Source organism: Streptomyces sp. NRRL B-24484 (assembly GCF_000717715.1).
GTDB lineage: Bacteria > Actinomycetota > Actinomycetes > Streptomycetales > Streptomycetaceae > Kitasatospora.
On record NZ_JOAI01000043.1, the window covers coordinates 24,046 to 44,771 of the forward strand.

Annotated in this window: 16 protein-coding genes; 3 read left to right on the forward strand and 13 right to left on the reverse strand. The window is 75.5% G+C overall.

The window, feature by feature from the left end; translation table 11 throughout:
- Nucleotides 1-102 precede the first annotated feature (102 nt).
- Nucleotides 103-2,334 carry a MinD/ParA family ATP-binding protein gene (locus tag IE98_RS0131205; protein ID WP_030274785.1) on the forward strand — a complete coding sequence of 744 codons (2,232 nt, stop codon included), beginning with the start codon at nucleotides 103-105 and terminating at the stop codon, nucleotides 2,332-2,334.
- 73 nt (nucleotides 2,335-2,407) lie between these two features.
- Here IE98_RS0131205 and IE98_RS0131210 read toward each other — a convergent pair whose 3' ends face one another.
- The 10 genes from IE98_RS0131210 to rimP form a co-directional block, all read right to left on the reverse strand.
- Nucleotides 2,408-3,355 (reverse strand): bifunctional riboflavin kinase/FAD synthetase, encoded by a 948-nt coding sequence (locus tag IE98_RS0131210; RefSeq protein WP_030274787.1) that lies wholly within the window; start codon nucleotides 3,353-3,355, stop codon nucleotides 2,408-2,410.
- A 61-nt stretch (nucleotides 3,356-3,416) separates the two neighbouring features.
- Nucleotides 3,417-6,800, reverse strand: coding sequence for a hypothetical protein (locus IE98_RS0131215; protein ID WP_030274788.1), 3,384 nt, complete (start codon nucleotides 6,798-6,800; stop codon nucleotides 3,417-3,419).
- A gap of 257 nt (nucleotides 6,801-7,057) precedes the next feature.
- Nucleotides 7,058-7,963, reverse strand: a complete 906-nt coding sequence (gene truB, locus IE98_RS0131220) for a tRNA pseudouridine(55) synthase TruB (RefSeq protein WP_030274789.1) — start codon at nucleotides 7,961-7,963, stop codon at nucleotides 7,058-7,060.
- Between the two features lie 32 nt (nucleotides 7,964-7,995).
- Nucleotides 7,996-9,078 carry a DHH family phosphoesterase gene (locus tag IE98_RS0131225; RefSeq protein ID WP_078661446.1) on the reverse strand — a complete coding sequence of 361 codons (1,083 nt, stop codon included), beginning with the start codon at nucleotides 9,076-9,078 and terminating at the stop codon, nucleotides 7,996-7,998.
- A 2-nt stretch (nucleotides 9,079-9,080) separates the two neighbouring features.
- Nucleotides 9,081-9,527, reverse strand: a complete 447-nt coding sequence (gene rbfA, locus IE98_RS0131230; RefSeq protein WP_030274792.1) for a 30S ribosome-binding factor RbfA — start codon at nucleotides 9,525-9,527, stop codon at nucleotides 9,081-9,083.
- 165 nt (nucleotides 9,528-9,692) lie between these two features.
- Entirely contained in the window at nucleotides 9,693-9,989 is a 297-nt protein-coding gene (locus IE98_RS0131235; protein ID WP_030274794.1) for a DUF503 domain-containing protein, read from the reverse strand.
- A 132-nt stretch (nucleotides 9,990-10,121) separates the two neighbouring features.
- The gene (infB, locus tag IE98_RS46980; protein ID WP_078661447.1) at nucleotides 10,122-13,220 is read right to left on the reverse strand and encodes a translation initiation factor IF-2; all 3,099 of its coding nucleotides are present in this window, start codon (nucleotides 13,218-13,220) and stop codon (nucleotides 10,122-10,124) included.
- Between the two features lie 194 nt (nucleotides 13,221-13,414).
- Nucleotides 13,415-13,708: a YlxR family protein gene (locus IE98_RS46985; RefSeq protein ID WP_078661451.1), complete on the reverse strand. Its 294-nt coding sequence runs from the start codon at nucleotides 13,706-13,708 to the stop codon at nucleotides 13,415-13,417.
- Between the two features lie 70 nt (nucleotides 13,709-13,778).
- Nucleotides 13,779-14,780, reverse strand: a complete 1,002-nt coding sequence (gene nusA / locus IE98_RS0131250; RefSeq protein ID WP_030274800.1) for a transcription termination factor NusA — start codon at nucleotides 14,778-14,780, stop codon at nucleotides 13,779-13,781.
- A gap of 51 nt (nucleotides 14,781-14,831) precedes the next feature.
- Nucleotides 14,832-15,410: a ribosome maturation factor RimP gene (gene rimP, locus IE98_RS0131255; protein ID WP_030274802.1), complete on the reverse strand. Its 579-nt coding sequence runs from the start codon at nucleotides 15,408-15,410 to the stop codon at nucleotides 14,832-14,834.
- A gap of 249 nt (nucleotides 15,411-15,659) precedes the next feature.
- Between rimP and IE98_RS52340 the strand changes: the two genes are divergently transcribed.
- On the forward strand, nucleotides 15,660-16,778 hold the full coding sequence (locus IE98_RS52340) for a ferritin-like domain-containing protein (RefSeq protein WP_078661452.1): 1,119 nt from the start codon (nucleotides 15,660-15,662) through the stop codon (nucleotides 16,776-16,778).
- 73 nt (nucleotides 16,779-16,851) lie between these two features.
- Nucleotides 16,852-17,781, forward strand: a complete 930-nt coding sequence (locus IE98_RS0131265; protein ID WP_030274806.1) for an aminoglycoside phosphotransferase family protein — start codon at nucleotides 16,852-16,854, stop codon at nucleotides 17,779-17,781.
- On the opposite strand, the gene IE98_RS0131270 is transcribed toward IE98_RS0131265, so the two are convergent.
- The 3 genes from IE98_RS0131270 to ispG all read right to left on the reverse strand — a co-directional run bounded on the left by IE98_RS0131270 (nucleotide 17,754) and on the right by ispG (nucleotide 20,596).
- A complete protein-coding gene (locus tag IE98_RS0131270; protein WP_030274808.1) occupies nucleotides 17,754-18,320 on the reverse strand; it encodes a GNAT family N-acetyltransferase in 567 nt (188 codons plus the stop codon). The two genes, IE98_RS0131265 and IE98_RS0131270, sit on opposite strands and share 28 nt — an antisense overlap.
- A 61-nt stretch (nucleotides 18,321-18,381) precedes the next feature.
- Nucleotides 18,382-19,257 (reverse strand): GNAT family N-acetyltransferase, encoded by an 876-nt coding sequence (locus tag IE98_RS0131275; RefSeq protein ID WP_052391217.1) that lies wholly within the window; start codon nucleotides 19,255-19,257, stop codon nucleotides 18,382-18,384.
- A 178-nt stretch (nucleotides 19,258-19,435) separates the two neighbouring features.
- Nucleotides 19,436-20,596, reverse strand: a complete 1,161-nt coding sequence (gene ispG / locus IE98_RS0131280; protein WP_030274812.1) for a flavodoxin-dependent (E)-4-hydroxy-3-methylbut-2-enyl-diphosphate synthase — start codon at nucleotides 20,594-20,596, stop codon at nucleotides 19,436-19,438.
- Nucleotides 20,597-20,726 lie beyond the last annotated feature (130 nt).

The window sequence follows — 20,726 nt, forward strand, 5'->3', positions numbered from 1 at the left end:
CGCGGTCCGGCAGCCGGTACCGCCTTCAGGTGACCGCGGATCACGTCCTAGTCTTGTTGCCCGACGACCGCGAAGAGCGGCGACGAAAACGAGGGAGCCCCAGTGAGCAGCGATCGGGACGGCGTCTACGTCGGCGACAACGCGGCGGAGGACGACGACGACTGGTCGGACGAGCCCGACTACGCTCCCCCGTCCTGGTACACGCAGAGCGCGGCTCCGGCGCAGCCAGCACCGGCTCCGGCGCCGTCCCCACCGCCGGCCGTCCAGCCCCCGGCCGTCCAGGACCCGGCGGTGCAGCCGCCGGTCGCCGTCCAGCCTCCGGTGGTCCAGCCGCCCGTCCCGGTGCCCGCTCCCGCGCCGGCCGCGGAGTCGGTTCCCGTTCCTGTTCCCGCGCCCGTCCCTGCCCCTGCGCCCGTGCCCGTCCCGGAGCCGGTGGTGGAGCAGCCGGTGGTCGCCGAGCAGCCGCCCTTCGTGCCCGCGCCCGCCCCGGTGGTCGAGCAGGCCGTACCGCAGCCCGCGCCGGCCGAGGCCGCGGTCGTCGAGCCCGCGCCCGTTCCGGTGCCCGCGCCCGCCCCGGTGCAGCCGGTGGCGGAGCCGGTGATGGAGGTGCAGTCCGTCGCCGTGCCGCCGGCCGAGCCGGTTCCCGCGCCGGGGCCCGTTCCTGCGCCCGCTCCCGCTCCCGAGCAGCAGGTCGCGCAGCCGTGGCCGCCCGCACCCCAGCAGCAGACCCCGCCCCAGCAGCCGGCGCAGCCGCAGACCCAGCAGCCGCAGACCCAGCAGCCGGGCCCGTACGCCCCGCCGCAGCAGCCGGTGCCGCCGGGCCCGCAGCCGTACCAGCAGGGTGCCCCTCAGCCCGGGCCGTGGCCGCAGCAGCAGGGTGTCCCGCCGACGGTTCCCGGCCCCGCGCCCGGTCCCGTCCCGGCTCCCGGTCCCGCGCCGGTGCCCGGTCCGCCGGTCGACCCGCGCACGGGCGGCTGGCCGCAGCCGCCGGCGTACCCGCAGCCGTACCAGCAGCAGGGCGGTGTCCCGCAGGCCCCGGCCGCGTTCCAGCAGGCGGGCCCGCAGCAGGCGCAGGCGCACGGCGCGGCGCTGGGCTACACCGCCGCCGTCGAGCTGTCCTCGGACCGGCTGCTGCGGGGGCAGCCGAAGGCCCAGCGCCAGCAGCCGCGGTTCCAGTTCGGCGGCAAGGCCGCGCAGGCCGACCGTGAGCGCAAGCTCGGGATCATCCGGACCCCGGTGCTGAGCTGCTACCGGATCGCGGTGATCAGCCTCAAGGGCGGCGTCGGCAAGACCACGACGACGACCTCGCTGGGCGCGACGCTGGCGAGCGAGCGCCAGGACAAGGTCATCGCGATCGACGCCAACCCGGACGCCGGCACGCTCGGCCGCCGGGTGAAGCGCCAGACCGGTGCGACCATCCGCGACCTGGTGACGGCGATCCCGCACCTGCGCAGCTACATGGACATCCGCCAGTTCACCTCGCAGGACCTGCACTCGGGCCTGGAGATCCTGGCGAACGACGTCGACCCGGCGGTCTCCACCACCTTCGACGACTCGGACTACCGCCAGGTCATCCAGACGCTCGGCCAGCACTACCCGATCATCCTGACCGACTCCGGCACCGGTCTGCTCTACAGCGCCATGCGCGGTGTGCTGGACCTCGCGGACCAGCTGATCATCGTTTCCACGCCCAGCGTGGACGGCGCCTCCAGCGCCTCGACCACGCTGGACTGGCTCTCCGCGCACGGCTACGCGGACCTGGTGCAGCGCAGCATCACGGTGGTCTCCGGGGTGCGCGAGACCAGCAAGATGATCAAGGTCGAGGACATCGTGGCGCACTTCCAGACCCGCTGCCGCGGCGTCGTGGTGGTGCCGTTCGACGAGAGCCTGGCGGCCGGCGCCGAGGTCAACCTGGCCATGATGAAGCCCAAGGTCCGCGACGCGTACTTCGAGCTGGCCACCCTGGTCGGCGAGGACATCGCCCGCACCCAGCAGGCCCAGCAGGCCGCGTGGGCGCAGCAGCAGGGCTACGGGCAGCAGGTGCCGCCGCAACAGCAGCCGTACCCGCCGCAGCAGGGCTACCCGCAGCAGCAGCCGCAGCAGCCGGGGTACGGCTACCCGGGGCAGCCCGCGCCGGGCGCGCCGTGGGCCCCGCAGCCGGGCCAGGCACCGCCGCCCGGCTGGGGCCAGCAGCCCCCGCAGGCCCAGCCCGGGGCGCAGCCGCTGCCGCAGGAGTGGCAGCAGCCGCAGCAGCCGGGGTACGGCTACCCGCCGCCGCAGGACGGCCAGCAGCCTCCGCCGCCCGGCTACGGCTACCCGCCGCAGCAGCACTGAGCCCGGCGGCACGGCGCACGCGAGCAGGCCCCCGACAGCACCTGTCGGGGGCCTGCTGCGTGCGAGGCGGCCGTCAGCCGGCGGTGTCGGTGAGCACCCGGGCCTGCTTGACGTCGTCGGCCATCCGCTCCAGCAGGGCCTCGATCGAGTCGAACTTCTCCATCCCGCGCAGGTACGCGAGGAAGTCGACGGCGACGTGCAGGCCGTACAGGTCGAGGCCGACCCGGTCGATGGCGTAGGCCTCGACGGTGCGGGCGGTGCCGTCGAAGGTGGGGTTGGTGCCCACCGAGATGGCGGCCGGCATCCGCTCGCCGTCGGCGGTGAGCCAGCCGGCGTAGACGCCGTCGGCGGGGACGGCGCTGTGCGGCACGGTCTCCACGTTGGCGGTGGGGTAGCCGAGTTCGCGGCCGCGCTGGGCGCCGCGGACGACCACGCCCTCGACCCGGTGCGGGCGGCCGAGCACCTCGCCGACACCGGCCATGTCGCCGGCGGCGACCAGTCGCCGGCACAGGCTGGAGGAGAACGCCTCGCCGTCGCCGGCGCTGCCGCTCACCTGCAGGTCGAGCACCTCGACCTCGAAGTCGTCGGCGCGGCCGAGCTCGGCGAGCAGGGCGACGTTGCCGGCGGCCCGGTGGCCGAAGCGGAAGTTCGGGCCCTCGACGACGGCCTTGGCGCGCAGCGCGTCCACCAGCACCGACCGGACGAAGAACTCCGGTGACTCCTGGGAGAATTCGAGGGTGAACGGCAGGACGAGCACGGCGTCGACGCCGAGCCCCTCGATCAGTTCGGCCCGCCGTGGCTGCGGGGCCAGCAGGGCCGGGTGGCTGCCCGGCCGGACGACCTCGCTGGGGTGCGGGTCGAAGGTGACGACGACGGACCGGGCGCCGAGCTCGCGGGCCCGCTCCACCACCCGCTCGATGATCAGCTGGTGGCCGCGGTGCACACCGTCGAACGATCCGATGGTGACGACGCTGCGCCCCCAGTCCCCGGGGATCTCCTCCAGGCCACGCCAGCGCTGCACCTGACCGCTCCTTGTTCCTCTGCCGCGCCTCGGGAGGCGCTCGAACACTCAACCCGAACCCCTATAGCGTGCCATGAGCCCGTCCCGGCTTCGGCACCGGAATGGCCTCGGCGCGGTGGGCGGCCCGTTCGGCCTCGGCCGCGGCGTACTGCGGGTCCCGGCCGGCGGCGGCGAGTTCGCGCAGCCGGGCGGTGAGCGGGCCCTCGGGCGGCGGCGGTGCGGTGTCCGGCCAGTCGGCGAGCAGCCGGGCGAAGGCGGCCGTCCGCCCGGCGGCCCGGACGAGGGCGGAGTCGGCCGCGGGCCACCGTCCGGCGATCCGGCGGACGAGGGCGCGGGCCCGGTCGGGCGAGGTGCGGGCGCAGCCGTCGGCGAGCCGGTCGAGCACGGCGCCGAGCACTCCGGGGTCGCGTTCGGCGGCGAGCAGCGCGTCCAGCAGGGCGGCCCGGGCGGGGTCGTCGGGGCCGCCCTGTACGGCGAGCACCGTGGCGAAGACCTTGCGCACGGTCGCGGGGGCGGTGACCGCCTCGGCGACCAGCGGCCGGGCGTCCTGCCCGGCGGCCAGCAGGACGTCCACGTGGGCGGCCAACTGCCCTGCCCGTTCGGGGTGTTCGCGCAGCTGCCGGGCGGCGAGCAGGACTCCCTCGCGGACGGTGCGGGGGTCGGTGGCGCCGGCGAGCAGCCGCAGTCCGTCGGCGACCGGGGCGGCGGGCTCGGCGAGCCGGCGCCGGACGGCGGCCAGGACGGCCCCGGGGTGGTCCTCCAGCGCGGGGGCGAGCGCGTCCGCGCCGAGAAAGGGGTCGTCGGCGGCGTAGGCGTCGAGGGCGCGCGGCAGGTGCGCGGCCCGGTCCTCGGGGTCCTGCAGCAGCAGGGCGAGGGCGGCGCCGTGCAGGGCGGGCTCGTCCTCGCGGCCGAGCAGGGTGAGCGCGGTGAACCGGAGCAGCCGCCGGCCGGCCGGGTTGGCGTGCGGGGCGGTGTGCAGGGCGTGCACGGCGGCGGCGATGTGCCGTTCGGGGCGCGGGTCGTGGCTCCAGCGGTCGACGGCGCGGCAGAGCGCGGAGGGCTCGTCCGCGGCGAGCCGGGCGAGCAGCGCGTCGGCGCGCGGGTGTGCGGCGGCGGCCAGGGCGTCCGTCAACTCGTCGACGGCGAGCCTGCGGTGGGCGTGCAGCAGGTCGTGGGCGAGGTCGGCGACCGTGGCGCCGGTGCCGTCGGCGAGCGGCCCGGTGTCGGCGAACCAGGCGCAGAGCAGCGGCTGGACGGTGACCGGGTCGGCGGCGAGCAGCGCGGCGGCCGCGGCCCGGTACGGCCGGCCGGGCGGGTCGGTGCGGACGAGGCCGCGCAGGTGGTCCAGCCGTTCGGCCGGGGAGAGCGGCAGCGCGGCCCACCAGGCGGGGGTGAACGCGGGGTGGCCGGCCAGCCCGGCCAGCAGTGCCCGGTGGGTGCCGGGCCGGGGCAGTACCGGCAGCACCGCGGCGAGCAGGCGGGCGGCCCACCAGGCGGTCTCGCTGCCGGGGGCGGTGGTGGCCAGGGCGTGCTGCAGCGACTGCAGGTGCCGGGCCAGGGCGGCTTCGTCGCCGGTCTCGGCGCAGCGGCGCAGGGCGGCGACGACCGGGCCGAGCCGGTGCCGCGGAACCCCGTGGCCGGCCGGTTCGCCGATGCCGTCGAGGCCCCCGGGATCCGCGTGACCGTTCGGCCCGCCGCTGCCGTCCGGGCGGCCGTGGCCGGACGGGTCCGTGTGGGCCGGGCCCGGGTCGAGCAGCAGCCCGAGGGCCCGGTCGAGGTCCAGGTGGCGGCCCTGCAGCCAGTCGGCGTGGTCCTCGCGGGCGAGCCGGTGGCCGTCCCCGGCGACGACGAACAGGCCCTCGGCGAGCACGGCGGCGCCCCAGCCGCCGGCCGCCGGGAAGAGCCGCTCGAACTCGGCGGCGGTCAGCCCGGCGTGGCCGGCGCCGAGCAGCAGCCTGGCGGCCTCGTGGACGCGTCCGGCGAGGGCGGCGGCGGTCCGGCGCAGCCGTCCGGTCTCCTCGCCGCCGGGCGACGGTGCGCCGCGGCGGTGGGCACCGGGGCGGCGGTCCTCGGCGGCCCGGATCCGGCGGGCGGCGCGCAGGCAGACCAGGTCGAGGTGGGCGGCGTAGAGCTCGCCGCGGCCGGCCGGGGTGCCGTGCAGGCCGGCGGCGGCCAGCTCGCCGGCGGTGCGCAGCGCCTCGGGATGGCCGGCGTCGGCGGGGGCCAGGGCGGCCGGGTCGGCGCCGTGCCGGCGGGCGGCCCGCTCGGCGGCGTCGGCGGGCAGCGGGCCGAGGCCGACCGGGCGGCCGACGGGCGTGGCCGGGCCGTCCCAGGTCTCGGGGCGGCAGGCGGTGAGCAGCCGGACGCGGTGCTCGGCGAGCCAGCCCGCGGTGGCGGCCCACCAGGCGCGCGACGGGGCGACGGGCGCCTCCTCGGGGGCGTCCAGCAGGACGAGCAGCGGGCGGGCGGCGTCCGCGCAGAGCTGCACGGCCCGGTCGACGGCGGGGGCGGGGACGGCGAGCCGGTCGGCGGCTGCGGCGAGGGCGCGGGCGACCGGCTCGGCGAGCGAGGTGTCGCCGGGGTCGAGGTCGGCGCCGCGCAGCCAGAGGGTGGGCAGCGGGCGGGCGCCGGCGGCGCGGCGCACGGCCAGGGCGGCGAGTTCGGTGCTGCGTCCGCTGCCGGGCGTGCCGACCAGGACGGTGAGCAGGTCCTCGGGCTCCTCGCCGGTGAGTCCGTCGGCCCGGCCGGTGCGGTCGGCGGCGAGCTCGGCGGCCCGGGAGGGGCCGGCGACGGCGGTGTGCAGCTGGGTGGCGGCGAGGTGCAGCACACCGCCGAGGTTGAGCGCGCTGCCGTGCGCGGGGACGCCCTCGGCGTTGCGGCGCAGCAGCCCGTGCAGGCCGGCGCCGGTGAGCGGTGCGGCGGCGACGGTGTCGGGGCGCTCGCCGCGCAGGGCCGGGGCGAGCACGGCGAGGACGGCGCCGGTGGCGGCGTCCAGGACGGGTGTGCCGGGCGGGGCGGCCTGCGGCGGCAGGGTGAGCACGAGGGTCCCGGGAACGGCGTGCAGGCCCTCCGGCAGCAGCAGGGCGGCCGTGCAGCGGCCGGCCAGGCCGACCGGCTGCGGGGCTGCGGGTGGTTCGCCCGGCGCGGACGGGCGGAGCAGGACGAGCGGCCGCCCGTCGATCCGCTCGGTGTCCCGGGCGACGGGCAGCGCGACGGGCAGGCCCGGCCCGGGCGGGGCGCCGGCCGCGGGGTGGAGCAGTGCGAGGCCGAGTTCGGGCAGCAGCTCGACGGCGTCCGGGCCGACCGTCCGGAGGCTGCCGTCGGGCAGTTGGAGGGCCAGCGCGGCGGGGCCGGCGGCGGCTTCGTGGGCGGTGACCACGGTGCCCTGCGGGTCGGCGGTGAAGCCGAGGCCGCGCAGTCGGCCGGTCTCGTCGCGGATGCCCACCAGGGCGTCCGCGGGAAGGGGCGGCCGCGGTCCTGCCGTCGCCCCCGGCTGGTGTCTGCCCGCCATCCGCGCCGTCCCTCCCGCCGGATCAGCCGGCGGCCGGCCCGGCCGCCGTACTCACCGCGGGGAGTCTGCCCCCGGCGGACGGCACACCACCCTGCGTGCGCCGTTCACGACACCGGTTCACTCCGCGCGCTCGCCCGAAAGGGTGAGCCCACGGAGTGAACCGGAAGCGGCGGGAGCGAAGGGTCTGCAGGTCAGCCGACGAAGACGGCCACCGGGCGGGCCTGGCCGGCCTTCTCCTCGACGAGGGCGAGGAACCGGCCCTCCGGGTCGAAGACCGCGATCGGGCCGTCGACGCCGAGCCCGGGGGCCTTGAGCCGCATGCCGTGCGAGAGCAGCTCGGCCTGCTCGGCGTCGATGTCCCAGCGGGGGAAGGCGGCGGCCGCCGCGTCGGCGATCGGCAGCACCTCCAGCTTCTCCTCCAGCTGCTCCAGGGTGCGGGCGTGCTCCAGGCCGTACGGGCCGACCTTGGTGCGGCGCAGCGCGGTGAGGTGGCCGCCGACGCCGAGGCCCTCGCCGAGGTCGCGGGCGAGCGCGCGGATGTAGGTGCCGGAGGAGCACTCGACGGTGACGTCCAGGTCGATCACCGGGGTGCCGTCCTCGGCGGTCGCGGCGCGCTGCTCGTGGACGGTGAAGGAGTGCACGGTGGTGGGCCGGGCGGCGAGTTCGAAGTCCTCGCCCTCGCGGACCCGGGCGTAGGAGCGCTTGCCGTCGATCTTGATGGCGGAGACCTTGGACGGGACCTGCATGATCTCGCCGGTCAGCGCGGCGATCCCGGCGTCGATCGCCTCGCGGGCGACGCCGTCGGCCGGGGTCGAGGCGGTGACCTCGCCCTCCCGGTCGTCGGTGATCGTGGTCTGGCCGAGCCGGATCGTCGCCTCGTAGGTCTTGCTGGTGAGCATCAGGTGGCCGAGCAGCCGGGTGGCCCGCTCGACGCCGAGCACCAGCACGCCGGTGGCCATCGGGTCGAGGGTGCCGGCGTGGCCGACCTTGCGGGTGCCGGCCAGCCACCGCAGTTTGGCGACCACGCCGTGCGAGGTGATGCCCTCCGGCTTGTCGACGACGACCAGGCCGTCCGGACCAGTTCCCTTGCGCTTCATCGGTTCTTTCTTCGCGGAATGGGTGGGCGGGGTCAGCCGGGCAGCGCGGCCCGGAAGCGGGCCACCACCGTCTCGACGTCCTCGCGGGCGGCGAAGCCGGCGGCGTAGACGTGCCCGCCGCCGCCGAGTTCGGTGCAGGCCGTGGCGACGTCCACGGCGCCCTTGGAGCGGCAGGAGCCGCGCAGGGTGCCGTCCGGGTCCTGCTTGAGCACGAGGGCGACCTCGGCCTCGGCGGGCCGCCGGAGCACGTCGATCAGGCCCTCGATCTCCTCGACGGTGACGCCGAACAGGGCCAGCTCCTCGTAGGGCACCCAGGTCCACACCAGGCCGCGGCCGCCGACCGCGTCCGGCTCGAACACGGCGCGCCCGAGGGCGCCGGCGAGCACCTTGAGGTAGCCGAACGAGGAGGTGTCCCAGAGCTGACGGGAGATCAGGTCGTGCCGGATGCCGGTGGCGAGCAGCCGGGCGGCGAGCTCGTGGGTGGCCGGCGTGGTGGCGGCGTACTTGAAGGAGCCGGTGTCGGTGGCGACGCCGGTGTAGAGGCAGGTGGCGAGCGCCGGGTCGAGCGGGACGCCGAGGCGGCGCAGCAGTTCGTCGACGAGCACGGCGGTGGCCGGGGCGCCCGGGTCGATCAGCCGGTGGGTGCCGAAGCCGGGGTTGGAGGCGTGGTGGTCGAGGACCACCATGACCGGGGCGGCGAAGGCCTTGTCGCGGAGCAGGCCGAGGCGGCCCTCGGAGGCGACGTCGAAGCAGAGCACCAGCTCGGGCACGTCGGGGACGTCCGCGGCGGGCACGATCATCTCCTGGCCGGGCAGGAAGGACAGCGACTCGGGGACGATCTGCGGGTCGTCGCCGAAGGAGACCCGCACGCGGTGGCCGAGCGAGCGCAGCGCGAGGCCCGCGGCGAGCGCGGAGCCCAGGGCGTCGCCGTCCGGGTTGATGTGGCAGATCAGGTCGATGTCGGCGGCCCGCCCGATCTCCGCCACGACGCGCTGCCACTCGTGGTCGAGGCCGGAGGCCTCCGTGCGTGGCCCCGGAAGCACCGCGAGGGCAGGCTCCACCGTGCTGGTGGAGACCGCCCCCGCGGTACCGGCCGCCGTCGGCTCGCCGGTCATGCCTACTCGTCCTCGTCCGCGTCGTCGTCGCGGGTGGTGCTGCGGTACGGGTCCGCCTCGCCGGCGTAGCTGGCGCCGGCGGCGGCGGTGCGCACCGCCGCGTCGGACTGGCGGGCCCGGTCGAGCAGGTCGTCGATGTTCTTGGCGTTGTCCGGCAGCGCGTCCGCGACGAAGGTCAGGGTGGGCGTGAAGCGCACCCCGGTCTGGCGGCCGACCTCGGAACGGAGGACGCCCTTGGCGCTCTCCAGGGCGGCCGCGCTGGCCTGACGCTCGGTCTCGTCACCGTAGACGGTGTAGAAGACGGTGGCCTCGCGCAGGTCCCCGGTGACCCGGGCGTCGGTGATGGTCACGTAGCCCAGTCGCGGGTCCTTGATCCGGCGCTGCAGGGTCTCGGCGACGACCACCTGGATGCGGTCGGCGAGCTTGCGCGCCCTTGCGGTGTCGGTCACGTTGCCTCCTCGTGCGATGGGCCCGGTACCCGGGTCGGTCACGCACCCGGTGGGGCCCCTGCCCCAACGTACCTGCCCGCGCCCAGCCTTGTGGGCGCTCTCGGTCCTGATCGGTGTGACGGTGGCGACTCCCGCCGACGCGGGGCCGCTCCGCCGAACCGGTGGTCACTCATCGTCGTCGTGGTGGTACCGCCTCCGTGCGGAGAGCAGCATCACCTCGGGGCGGCCGGCGACGAGCCGCTCACAGCTGTCCAGGACCTCGGTGACGTACGAGGCGTCCCCGGAGACCACCGCGAGGCCGATCTCGGCCCGGCGGTGCAGGTCCTGGTTCCCGACTTCGGCAGCGCACACGCTGTACTTGCGCTGCAGCTCGGCCACGATGGGCCGCACGATCGAGCGCTTCTCCTTCAGCGAGTGGACGTCACCCAGGAGGAGGTCGAACGTGAGTGTTCCTACGAACATGTGTGACAGGTCAGAGCCGACCTGGAGGCCTCGAAGAGATCCCCGTTCGGGGATGTACGAGGACCCTACACAGCGAGACCGGGGCCGGTCGACGGGTTATGCACCCGTCGGCCGGCCCCGGACAGTGAGCCGTTACGAGCGCGGCTTCTCGCGCATCTCGTAGGTCTCGATGACATCGTCGACCTTGATGTCGTTGTACGAGCCCAGGGTCACACCGGCCTCGAAGCCCTCGCGGACCTCGGTCGCGTCGTCCTTGAAGCGGCGCAGGCCCTCGATGTTGAGGTTCTCCGCCACGACCTTGCCGTCGCGCAGCAGGCGGGCCTTGGTGTTGCGGCGGATGACGCCCTCGCGCACCAGGACACCGGCGATGTTGCCGAACTTGGAGGAGCGGAACACCTCGCGGATCTCCGCGGAGCCGAGGCGCACCTCCTCGTACTCCGGCTTGAGCAGGCCCTTGAGCGCGGCCTCGATCTCCTCGATCGCCTGGTAGATGACCGAGTAGTACCGGATGTCGACGCCCTCGCGGTCGGCCGCGGTACGGGCACGCCCCTCGGCGCGCACGTTGAAGCCGATGATGATGGCGTCCGAGCCCATCGCCAGGTCCACGTCGGACTCGGTGATGGCACCCACACCGCGGTGCAGGATCCGGAGCTCGACCTCCTCGCCCACGTCGAGCTTGACGAGGGCGTCCTCGAGGGCTTCGACGGAACCGGAGACGTCACCCTTGATGATGAGGTTGAGCTTCTCGATGGAGCCGGCGGCCAGGGCGGCCTCCAGACCCTCCAGCGAGACGCGGACACGGCGCTGGGCCATGGACGCGTTGCGGTCGCGGGCGGCGCGCTTCTCGGCGATCTGGCGCGCGGTGCGGTCCTCGTCGACGACGATGAAGCTGTCGCCGGCGCGGGGCACCGAGGTCAGACCGAGGAGCAGGACCGGACGGGACGGGCCGGCCTCGGTGAGGCTGTTGCCGTTCTCGTCCAGCATCGCGCGGACGCGGCCGTAGGCGTCGCCCACGACGATCGAGTCGCCGACGCGGAGCGTGCCGCGCTGGACGAGCAGCGTCGCCATGGCGCCGCGGCCCTTGTCCAGGTGGGCCTCGATCGCGATGCCCTGCGCGTCCTGCTCCGGGTTGGCCCGGAGGTCGAGCGAGGCGTCCGCGGTGAGGACCACGGCCTCCAGCAGCTGGTCGATGTGCAGGCCCTGGCGGGCGGAGATGTCGACGAACATGGTGTCGCCGCCGTACTCCTCGGCCACCAGACCGAACTCGGTCAGCTGACCGCGGACCTTGGTCGGGTCGGCACCCTCGACGTCGATCTTGTTGACCGCGACCACGATCGGCACGCCGGCGGCCTTGGCGTGGTTCAGCGCCTCGATCGTCTGCGGCATGACGCCGTCGTTGGCCGCGACCACCAGGATCGCGATGTCGGTCGACTTGGCACCACGGGCACGCATGGCGGAGAACGCCTCGTGACCCGGGGTGTCCAGGAAGGTGATGCGGCGCTCCTCGCCGTTCACCTCGGTCTGCACCTGGTAGGCACCGATGTGCTGGGTGATGCCGCCGGCCTCGCCCGCCACCACGTTGGTCTTGCGGATGGCGTCGAGCAGGCGGGTCTTGCCGTGGTCGACGTGACCCATGACGGTCACGACCGGCGGACGCGGCGCCAGCATCTCCTCGTCGCCCTCGTCGACACCGAAGTCGATGTCGAAGGACTCGAGCAGCTCGCGGTCCTCGTCGTCACGGCTGACGATCTCCAGCACGAAGCCCATCTCGCCGGCCAGCAGCTCGAGGGTGGCGTCGGAGACCGACTGGGTCGCGGTGACCATCTCGCCCAGGTTGAACATCACCGAGACGAGCGCGGCCGGGTTGGCGTTGATCTTCTCCGCGAAGTCCGTCAGGGAGGCACCGCGCGACAGGCGGACGGTCTGTCCGTTGCCGCGGGGAAGCATCACACCGCCGACGGACGGGGCCTGCATGGCCTCGTACTCCTGGCGCTTCGCCCGCTTCGACTTGCGGCCACGGGCCGGACGGCCACCGGGACCGCGACCGAAGGCACCCTGCGTGCCACCACGGCCACCCGGACCACCGGGACGGCCGCCGAAGCCACCGGGACGGGCACCGCCGCCGCCGAAGCCGCCACCGCCGCCGGCACCGCCACCCGGACGGGGGCCGCCGAAGCCGCCGCCCGCCGGACGCGAGCCCGGACCGGCCGGACGACCGGCGAAGCCGGGACGGCCGCCACCGGCGCCGCCACCCGGACGGGCACCGGGGCCGCCACCCGGGCGCGGGCCCGGACGCGGGCCCGGACCGGCCGGACGCTGCGGCATCATGCCGGGGTTCGGACGGGGCATGCCCGCGGGGCTCGGGCCACCGGGACGCGGCGCGGCGGGACGGGGCAGCCCGTCCGGACGCGGAGCGCCACCGGGACGCGGGGCGCCACCGGCACCGGGACCACCCGGACGCGGACGGTCGCCACCGGCACGCGGGGCGCCACCGGCACCGGGCGCACCGGCACCCGGACGCGGACGGTCGCCACCGGGACGCGGGGCGCCGCCGGCACCGGGCGCACCGGCACCCGGACGCGGACGGTCGCCACCGGGACGCGGGGCGCCGCCGGCACCGGGACCGCCCTGACGGCGCTCGCCGGGCCGGGCCATGCCGGTGTTGCTCGACGTGAAGGGGTTGTTGCCCGGACGCGGGCCGGCCGGACGCGGGCCCGGACGGGCCGCGGGGTTGGCCGGACGCGCAGCGGCCGGACGGGACTCACGGGCCTCGCCGGCCGGGGCCGGGGAGGAGAACTCGGCCGCCGGCGCCGCGGGAGCGGCGGCCGCAGCCGGACGGGCCGCCGGACGCGGGCCGGGCGTCGGCGCGCCACCCGGGCGGGCAGCCGCGGGGGCGGCCGGCGCGGACGGGGCCGCGGCGGCGGGGGTGGGACGGGGGCCCGGCGTCGCGGTGGGACGCGGGCCGGGGGTGGGCGCACCCGGCTTGGGTGCAGCCGCGCCGGCACCGCCGGCGGGCTGGGGCGCCGCGGGCTTCCGCGGGCCAGGCTTCGCGGAGGAACCACCGGCAGGCGGCGTCGCTCCCAAAGCGTCAGTCAACTTGCGAACGACCGGCGCCTCGATCGTCGAGGACGCCGAACGCACGAACTCACCGAGCTCGGTGAGCTTGGCCATGACGGCCTTGCTCTCCAAGCCAAGTTCCTTGGCAAGCTCGTATACCCGGACCTTAGCCACTTCGCTCCTGTCTATCCGTCCGGGGTCATCGTCCGCCGGACTGTCGCTACTTCATGGGCGTACTCATCGCGTACTCATCGAGTGCTCATCGCAATCTCGACCTACTTCCATCTCGCGAGGTACCTGACGTTTCGCACCGCACACGACGAACGTGTGCCGTGCACTCACTGCGGTGCTCCGCCGCGCCTGACTCCTCAGGACGCCGGGGCCGCGCCCGCCCGCTGCTCGACGTGTGACCGCAGTGCATCGGTGTCGAGCGGACCCTGGAGCCGGAAGGCCCTGGGGAACGCACGACGACGGACCGCGAGGTCGAGGCAGGCGGGATCGGGATGCAGATGTGCACCCCGCCCCGGCAGTGCGCCGCGGAGATCGGGGACGCAGACGCCCTCGACCGCCACGACACGCAGCAGCTCGTGCTTGGCCGCGCGCTTGCGGCAGCCCACGCAGGTGCGTTCAGGGCATGCGCGGACATGCGTCCGGCCAGACAACCTCAAGTCTACCCCTCCGATGGGACATGGCGCCGCCCCGCCGATCTCCGCGGGACCGTGACAACGCCGACTACTGGTCCGGGGATTCCCCGGCGGGGGCCTCCGTGTCGGGCCGGATGTCGATCCGCCAGCCCGTCAGGCGGGCTGCCAGGCGGGCGTTCTGGCCCTCCTTGCCGATCGCCAGGGACAGCTGGTAGTCCGGCACGATCACCCGTGCGGAGCGCTGCGCGTAGTCCACGATCTCCACCTTGGTCACCCGGGCGGGCGACAGCGCGGCGGCGACCATCTCGGCCGGGTCCTCCGAGAAGTCGACGATGTCGATCTTCTCGCCGTGCAGCTCGGCCATCACGTTGCGCACCCGGCCGCCCATCGGGCCGATGCAGGCGCCCTTGGCGTTCAGGCCCTGCTTGCGGGACCACACCGCGATCTTGGTGCGGTGGCCGGCCTCGCGGGCGATCGCGGCGATCTCCACCGAGCCGTCCGCGATCTCCGGCACCTCCAGCGCGAAGAGGCGCTTCACCAGGTTCGGGTGGGTGCGCGAGAGGGTCACCGACGGGCCGCGCACGCCGCGGCGCACACCGACCACGTAGCAGCGCAGCCGGGTGCCGTGCTTGTACTCCTCGCCGGGCACCTGCTCCTGCGGGGGCAGGATCGCCTCCAGCTTGCCGATGTCGACCAGGATGTTCTTGGGGTCGTTGCCCTGCTGGACGACACCGGTGACGATGTCGCCCTCCTTGCCCGCGTACTCGCCGAAGGTCTGGTCGTCGGCGGCGTCCCGCAGGCGCTGCAGGATGACCTGCTTGGCGGTCGACGCGGCGATCCGGCCGAAGCCGCTCGGGGTGTCGTCGAACTCCTTCGGCTCGACGCCCTCCTCCAGCTCGGCGGAGTCCTCCAGCGCCCAGACCGTGACGTGTCCGGTCTTGCGGTTCAGCTCGACCCGGGCGCGACGGCGCGAGCCCTCGGTGCGGTGGTACGCGATGAGGAGCGCCGACTCGATCGACTCGACCAGCAGGTCGAACGGAACGCCCTTCTCGGTAACCAGCCCACGCAGGGCGCTCATGTCGATGTCCACGGCTACGCCTCCTCTTCTCTCTTCAGGTTCATGATCGGGGCCGTGCCCCGGCTACGCGTCGTGCGCGGCGGCGTCGTCCGCATCGACGTCGTCGGCGTCCGCGTCGTCGGCGTCGGCGACGATGTCCTCGGCCTCGTCGAGGAGCGCCTCGTCCTTGCGGTTGAACTCGACCTGGACCCGGGCCTTGGCGACCTCGGTGAAGGCCAGCCGGCGCTCCTTGGGGCGGCCGCGCCCCTTGACCGGCTGCACCTCGACGAGGGCACCGTCCTCGTCGCTCTCCAGCACCCGCGCGACGATCTCGCCGCCCTCGACCAGCTGGATCTTCGCCAGCCGGCCCTCGGCCCGGGCCCAGTGGCGGGGCAGCACGAGCGGGCGCTCCGCACCCGGGGAGCCGACCTCCAGCAGGTACGCGGCACTGCCCATCAGGTCGGAGTCGTCCAGCGCGCGGCCGACCTCGCGGCTGAAGTCCGCGATCGCGTCGAGGTCCACACCGCCGTCGGCGTCCACGTCGATCTGGACCTGGCGGCGGCTGCCCGCCTGGGTGATCCTGACGTCCTCCAGGTCGAGGCCCGCCTCGGTGGCCAGGGGTTCCAGCAGCGCACGCAGCCGGTCGGTCTGGGGGGTGCTCATCCGGGTGACTCCTCGGCCGCGTCTGCTGTTGTCAGGTGCTAACTCACGGCGCAGCCTATCCGGTCCACCGGGCAACCGCCGATTCCGACCGTGCCGCCCGCCGGGTGACACCGGCGCCCTGCGAGCAAGCTCACACCCGGCCGATCGGGCCCGCCCGGCCGTCCGGCGCCGCGGGGGCCCTGCCATGATGCGGAGTGACCACACGGTGACCCAGGGGCGCGGCCCCGCGAGACGAGCGGGAGCGTGTCGATGCCGTCCCCCACCCGGCGGACCGTCCTGGCCCTCGGTGCGCTGGCCGGCGCGCTGCTGGCGGCGGGCTGCACCGAGGACCGCCGGGACGCCGACCGCACGGCCCGACCCGACCCCGACCTCCCGCTGCGGCTGCGCGCGGTCGCCGCGACCGACCGGCTGCTCGCCGGCTACGACGCGGTGATCGCGGGCCCCGGCGCCGACCGGGCGGCCGCCCTGCGCGAGCTGCGCGCCGACGTGGAGGAGCACCGGGCCGCGCTCGCCGCGGGGCTGCCGACCGCGTCGCCGTCCGGGCCCTCCCCCGCCGCGTCCGCCACCGCCCCGTCGCCCGCGGCGCCGGTCGCGGCCGACGTGCCCGGGCTGGCCGCCGCCGAACGGCGCACCGCCGCCGAGCGGCTCACCGACCTGGAGGCGGCCTCCCCCGCGCTCGCCCGGCTGCTGGCCGCCGTCTCCGCCTCCGGTGCCCTGCACGCCCGGGCGCTCGGCGACCCCGGACCGATCGCCCCGCCCGCGCCCACCGCCCCGGCGGCCGGCCCCGGTGCTCCGGCCCTTGCCGCCTCCCCGACGGGTGCGCCGCCCGCCTCCCCGACCGGTGCGGTGCCCTCCGGGTCCGCCGGTCCGTCCGCGGGCGGGCGTCCCGCGCCGCTGCCGACCGGCGCGGTCGCCGCCCTGCAGGCCGCGCTGGCCGCCGAGCACGCCGCGGTGTACGGCTACGGCGTGGTGGGCGCCCGGCTGCCGGCCGGGCCGCAGCGGGAGGCCGCCCGCGCCGGGTACGCCGTCCACCAGGCCCGGCGGGACGCGCTGCAGCGCGAGCTCGACGGCGCCACCCCCACCGCCGCCGCGGCCGGCTACCGGCTGCCGTTCGCGGTCACCGACGCCACGGGCGCCGGGCAGCTCGCCGCGCACATCGAGACCCAGCTGACCGCCGTCTGGGCGGACGCCGTCGCCGGCACCACGGGGGCGCTGCGGCAGACCGCCGCCACCGCGCTGCGGGAGACCGCGCTCGGCGCCGCGCAGTGGGGCGCCGACCCGTCGGCCCTGCCCGGCCTGCCCGATGCGGCCGACGCGGCCGACGCGGCGAGCGGCACACCGGGCGCGAGCGCGTCGGCGAGCGGCTGACCAGCGGCTTCCCGCCGATGGCCGACAATGGACGGTGCGCCCCGCTGCGGGGCGCACCGAGCGAGAGGCCACCATGTCGGCACTGCCAGGCCAGCAGATCACCGTCCCCGAGCGGCTCGCGGACACCGTGCAGGCCTGCGCGGGCGACGAGGGACGGGCCTGGCTGGCCGCCCTGCCCGAGCTGGTCGCCGCCCACCTGGACGGCTGGGGCCTGACCCTGGAGCGGGTCGCCGACCCGGGCGGCCCGATCAGCCTGATCGGCTACGTGCACCGGGACGACGACCTCGCACCGGCCGTCCTCAAGGCCGGGCTGGTGACGCCGGAGACCGAGCTGGAACACGCCGCGCTGCGGCACTGGGCGGGCCGCGGCGCCGTCCTGCTGCTCGACGCCGATCCCGCGACCGGGGTGCTCCTGCTGGAGCGGCTGCACGGCGACATCCCGCTGCGCTCGCTCGCCGAGTCGAAGGCGATGCTGGAGGCGACCGGCCTGCTGCAGCGGCTGTGGGTGCCGCCGGCCGAGGGCCATCTTTTCCGGCTGGTGGTGGACGTGGCCGCCGCGCTGGCGGAGCGGATCGCCGGGCGCCGTGCGCTGCCCGGTGCGGAGGCCGCCGGGCCGCTGGTCGACGAGGCGCTGGAGACGGCCGCCGCGCTGGCCGGGTCCGAGCCCGAGCGGTTCCTGCTGCACGGGGACTTCCACCACGGCAACGTGCTCGCGGCGGACCGTTCGCCCTGGCTGGCGATCGACCCGCAGCCGGTGGTCGGCGAGCGCGCCTGGGACCTCGCCCGGCTGGCACAGGACCGGATGGACACCCTGGCCGGCTCCCCCGGCCCCCGGGCGGCCGTGCGGCGCCGGCTGCAGCAGCTCTCCGGCGCGCTGGAGGTCGACCGGGACCGGCTGCGCGGGTGGACGCTCTTCCGCACCGTGGAGGCCGGTCTGGGGAGCCTGGCGGCGGGCGACCGCGCCGCGGCGGAGCTCTACCTGGAGTTCGCGGCCTGGCTGTGAACCGCGGCGAGCGGCAGCCGGGCCCCCATCACCGCGTAGGGGCGGACGGTGTTCGGGAAGCGCACCGCCCGTGCGAGGTCGCGGTAGCCGAGCGAGCGGTAGAGCCGGCGGGCCGGGGTCTCGGCGTCGATCGCGGACAGGATGCTGCGGTCCTTGCCGGAGCGCTCGCACAGGCCGCGGATCAGCGCGCTGCCGAGGCCGCGCCCCTGGTAGCCGGGCAGCACGTGCAGTTCGGTGACGGCGAAGACCCCGTCCAGCCAGTCGCCGTAGCCGCCGGCCTCCAGGTACGGCTGGATGACGGTGGACCACCAGTGCTCGCGGGAGTTCGGCATGCCGTAGCCGAAGCCGACCAGCCGGCCGCCGCTCATCGCGCCGAGGGCGAGCACACCGGGCTGCTGGGCGTGCCGACCGACGATGTGCAGCCGCACCGCGACCTCCTCGGGCGTCAGCCCGAAGGCCAGGGCCTGCACCTCCAGCGCGTACGGCGCCCAGGCCGCCAGGTCGATGGCCTCGATCGTCACCTCGGTGAGCTGCTCCATGACCGGGACGTTACTCCTCGAAGGCCTGCTGTGACCTGCGAAGACCGGGATCCGCCGGTGGTCAGAACAGGACGCTCATGAAGGCGCCGACCTCGGTGAAGCCGACCCGCTTGTAGGCGGCCCTGGCGCGCAGGTTGAAGTCGTTCACGTAGAGCGAGACGACGGGGGCGACCTCGCGCAGCGCGATGTCCAGGACGGCGGCCATGCCGGCCTTGGACAGGCCGCGGCCGCGGTGCTCGGGGGCGACCCAGACGCCCTGGATCTGGCAGGCGCCCTCGGTGACGGCGCCGACCTCCGCCTTGAACAGCACCTCGCCGTCCTCGGAGAAGCGGGCGAAGGAGCGGCCGGCCGAGACCAGTTCGGCCACCCGGGCCTGGTAGAGCAGGCCGCCGTCGCCGGCGAGCGGCGAGATGCCGACCTCCTCGGTGAACATCGCGACGCAGGCCGGCATCAGGGTCTCGATCTCGTTCCGTTGCACCCGGCGGACCAGTCGGTCCGCCTCGACGTCCGCGGAGGGGGCGGTGGCGGCCATCAGCGGCTGGTGCGCTCGGACGTCCCGGGCGGGGCCCCAGCTGCGCTCCAGCAGGGCCCACAGGTCCGCCGTGGGGCCGGCCGGGCCGACGATGGAGGAGCAGCGGCGGCCCTGCCGCCGGGCGCGCTCGGCGAAGGCCCGGACGGCCTCCGGTCCGGCGTTGACCAGGACGAGGTTGGCGCCCGCGTAGCAGAGCGACTCCAGCCGGCCGTCCTCGCCGTGCCAGCCCCACATCTCGCCGCCGAGCCGCCACGGGTCCAGGCCGACCGCCTCGACCCGGGTGGCGACGAAGGCGTTGGCCACCGGGTCCCGGTGCAGGATCTCCAGGGCGTCGTCGAGATCCGGGGCGTCGAGCAGGCGGGTGGCCGCCAGGGCCCGTGCGGCCTGGAAGGGTCCGGGGAGCATCACACCTCGATCGAGCACAGGCACCTCACTAGACACGCCCCACGGGACTTCTGCCGCACCCTACTCCCCCGGGCGGCGCGGCAGGGAACACGAGGGCCGTCCGTACACCCCCGCAGGCCCCCGGGACGGGGGTGCGGGGGGCGTGCGGACGGCCCCGGAGTCAGCGGTCGCTACCCGGTCACTCGGCGGCGACCACGACGGGCGCACCGGACTCGACGCCCTGCTCCTGCATCTGCTCGGCCAGCTTGAGGGCCTCCTCGATGAGGGTCTCGACGATCTTCGACTCGGGGACGGTCTTGATGACCTCGCCCTTGACGAAGATCTGGCCCTTGCCGTTGCCGGAGGCGACGCCCAGGTCGGCCTCGCGGGCCTCGCCGGGGCCGTTGACGACGCAGCCCATGACGGCGACGCGCAGCGGCACCTCCATGCCCTCCAGGCCGGCGGTGACCTCCTCGGCGAGCTTGTAGACGTCGACCTGGGCGCGGCCGCAGGACGGGCAGGAGACGATCTCCAGGCCGCGCTGGCGCAGGCCGAGCGACTCCAGGATCTGGTTGCCGACCTTGATCTCCTCGGCCGGCGGGGCGGAGAGGGAGACCCGGATGGTGTCGCCGATGCCCTCGGCGAGCAGGGCGCCGAAGGCGACGGCCGACTTGATGGTGCCCTGGAAGGCGGGGCCGGCCTCGGTGACGCCGAGGTGCAGCGGGTAGTCGCAGGCGGCGGCGAGCTGGCGGTAGGCGTTGATCATCACGACCGGGTCGTTGTGCTTGACCGAGATCTTGATGTCGCGGAAGTCGTGCTCCTCGAAGAGCGAGCACTCCCACAGCGCGGACTCGACCAGGGCCTCCGGGGTGGCCCGGCCGTACTTCTCCAGCAGGCGCTTGTCGAGCGAGCCGGCATTGACGCCGATCCGGATCGGGACGCCGGCGCCCTTGGCGGCCTTGGCGATCTCGCCGACCTTGTCGTCGAAGGCCTTGATGTTGCCGGGGTTCACCCGGACCGCGGCGCAGCCTGCGTCGATCGCGGCGAAGACGTACTTCGGCTGGAAGTGGATGTCGGCGATCACCGGGATCTGCGACTTCTTCGCGATGATCGGCAGCGCGTCGGCGTCGTCCTGGGAGGGGACGGCGACCCGGACGATCTGGCAGCCGGAGGCGGTGAGCTGCGCGATCTGCTGGAGGGTGGCGTTGACGTCGGAGGTCAGCGTGGTGGTCATCGACTGGACCGAGACCGGGGCGTCGCCGCCAACCGGGACGTTGCCGACCATGATCTGACGCGAGTAGCGGCGCTTGGCGAGCGGCTTGAGCGGCAGGGACGGAATACCGAGCGAGATCGCGGACATGTGCGCAGGGTTCCCCTGGGTGAGGTCGGTGAGCCGGCCGGTTTGCTCGGGCCGGGCCGGGTGCGTCGATGAGGTCGCACCCGGCACACAACGGTACGGCACGCCCGCGGGCCCCAGCACATCCGGCGGT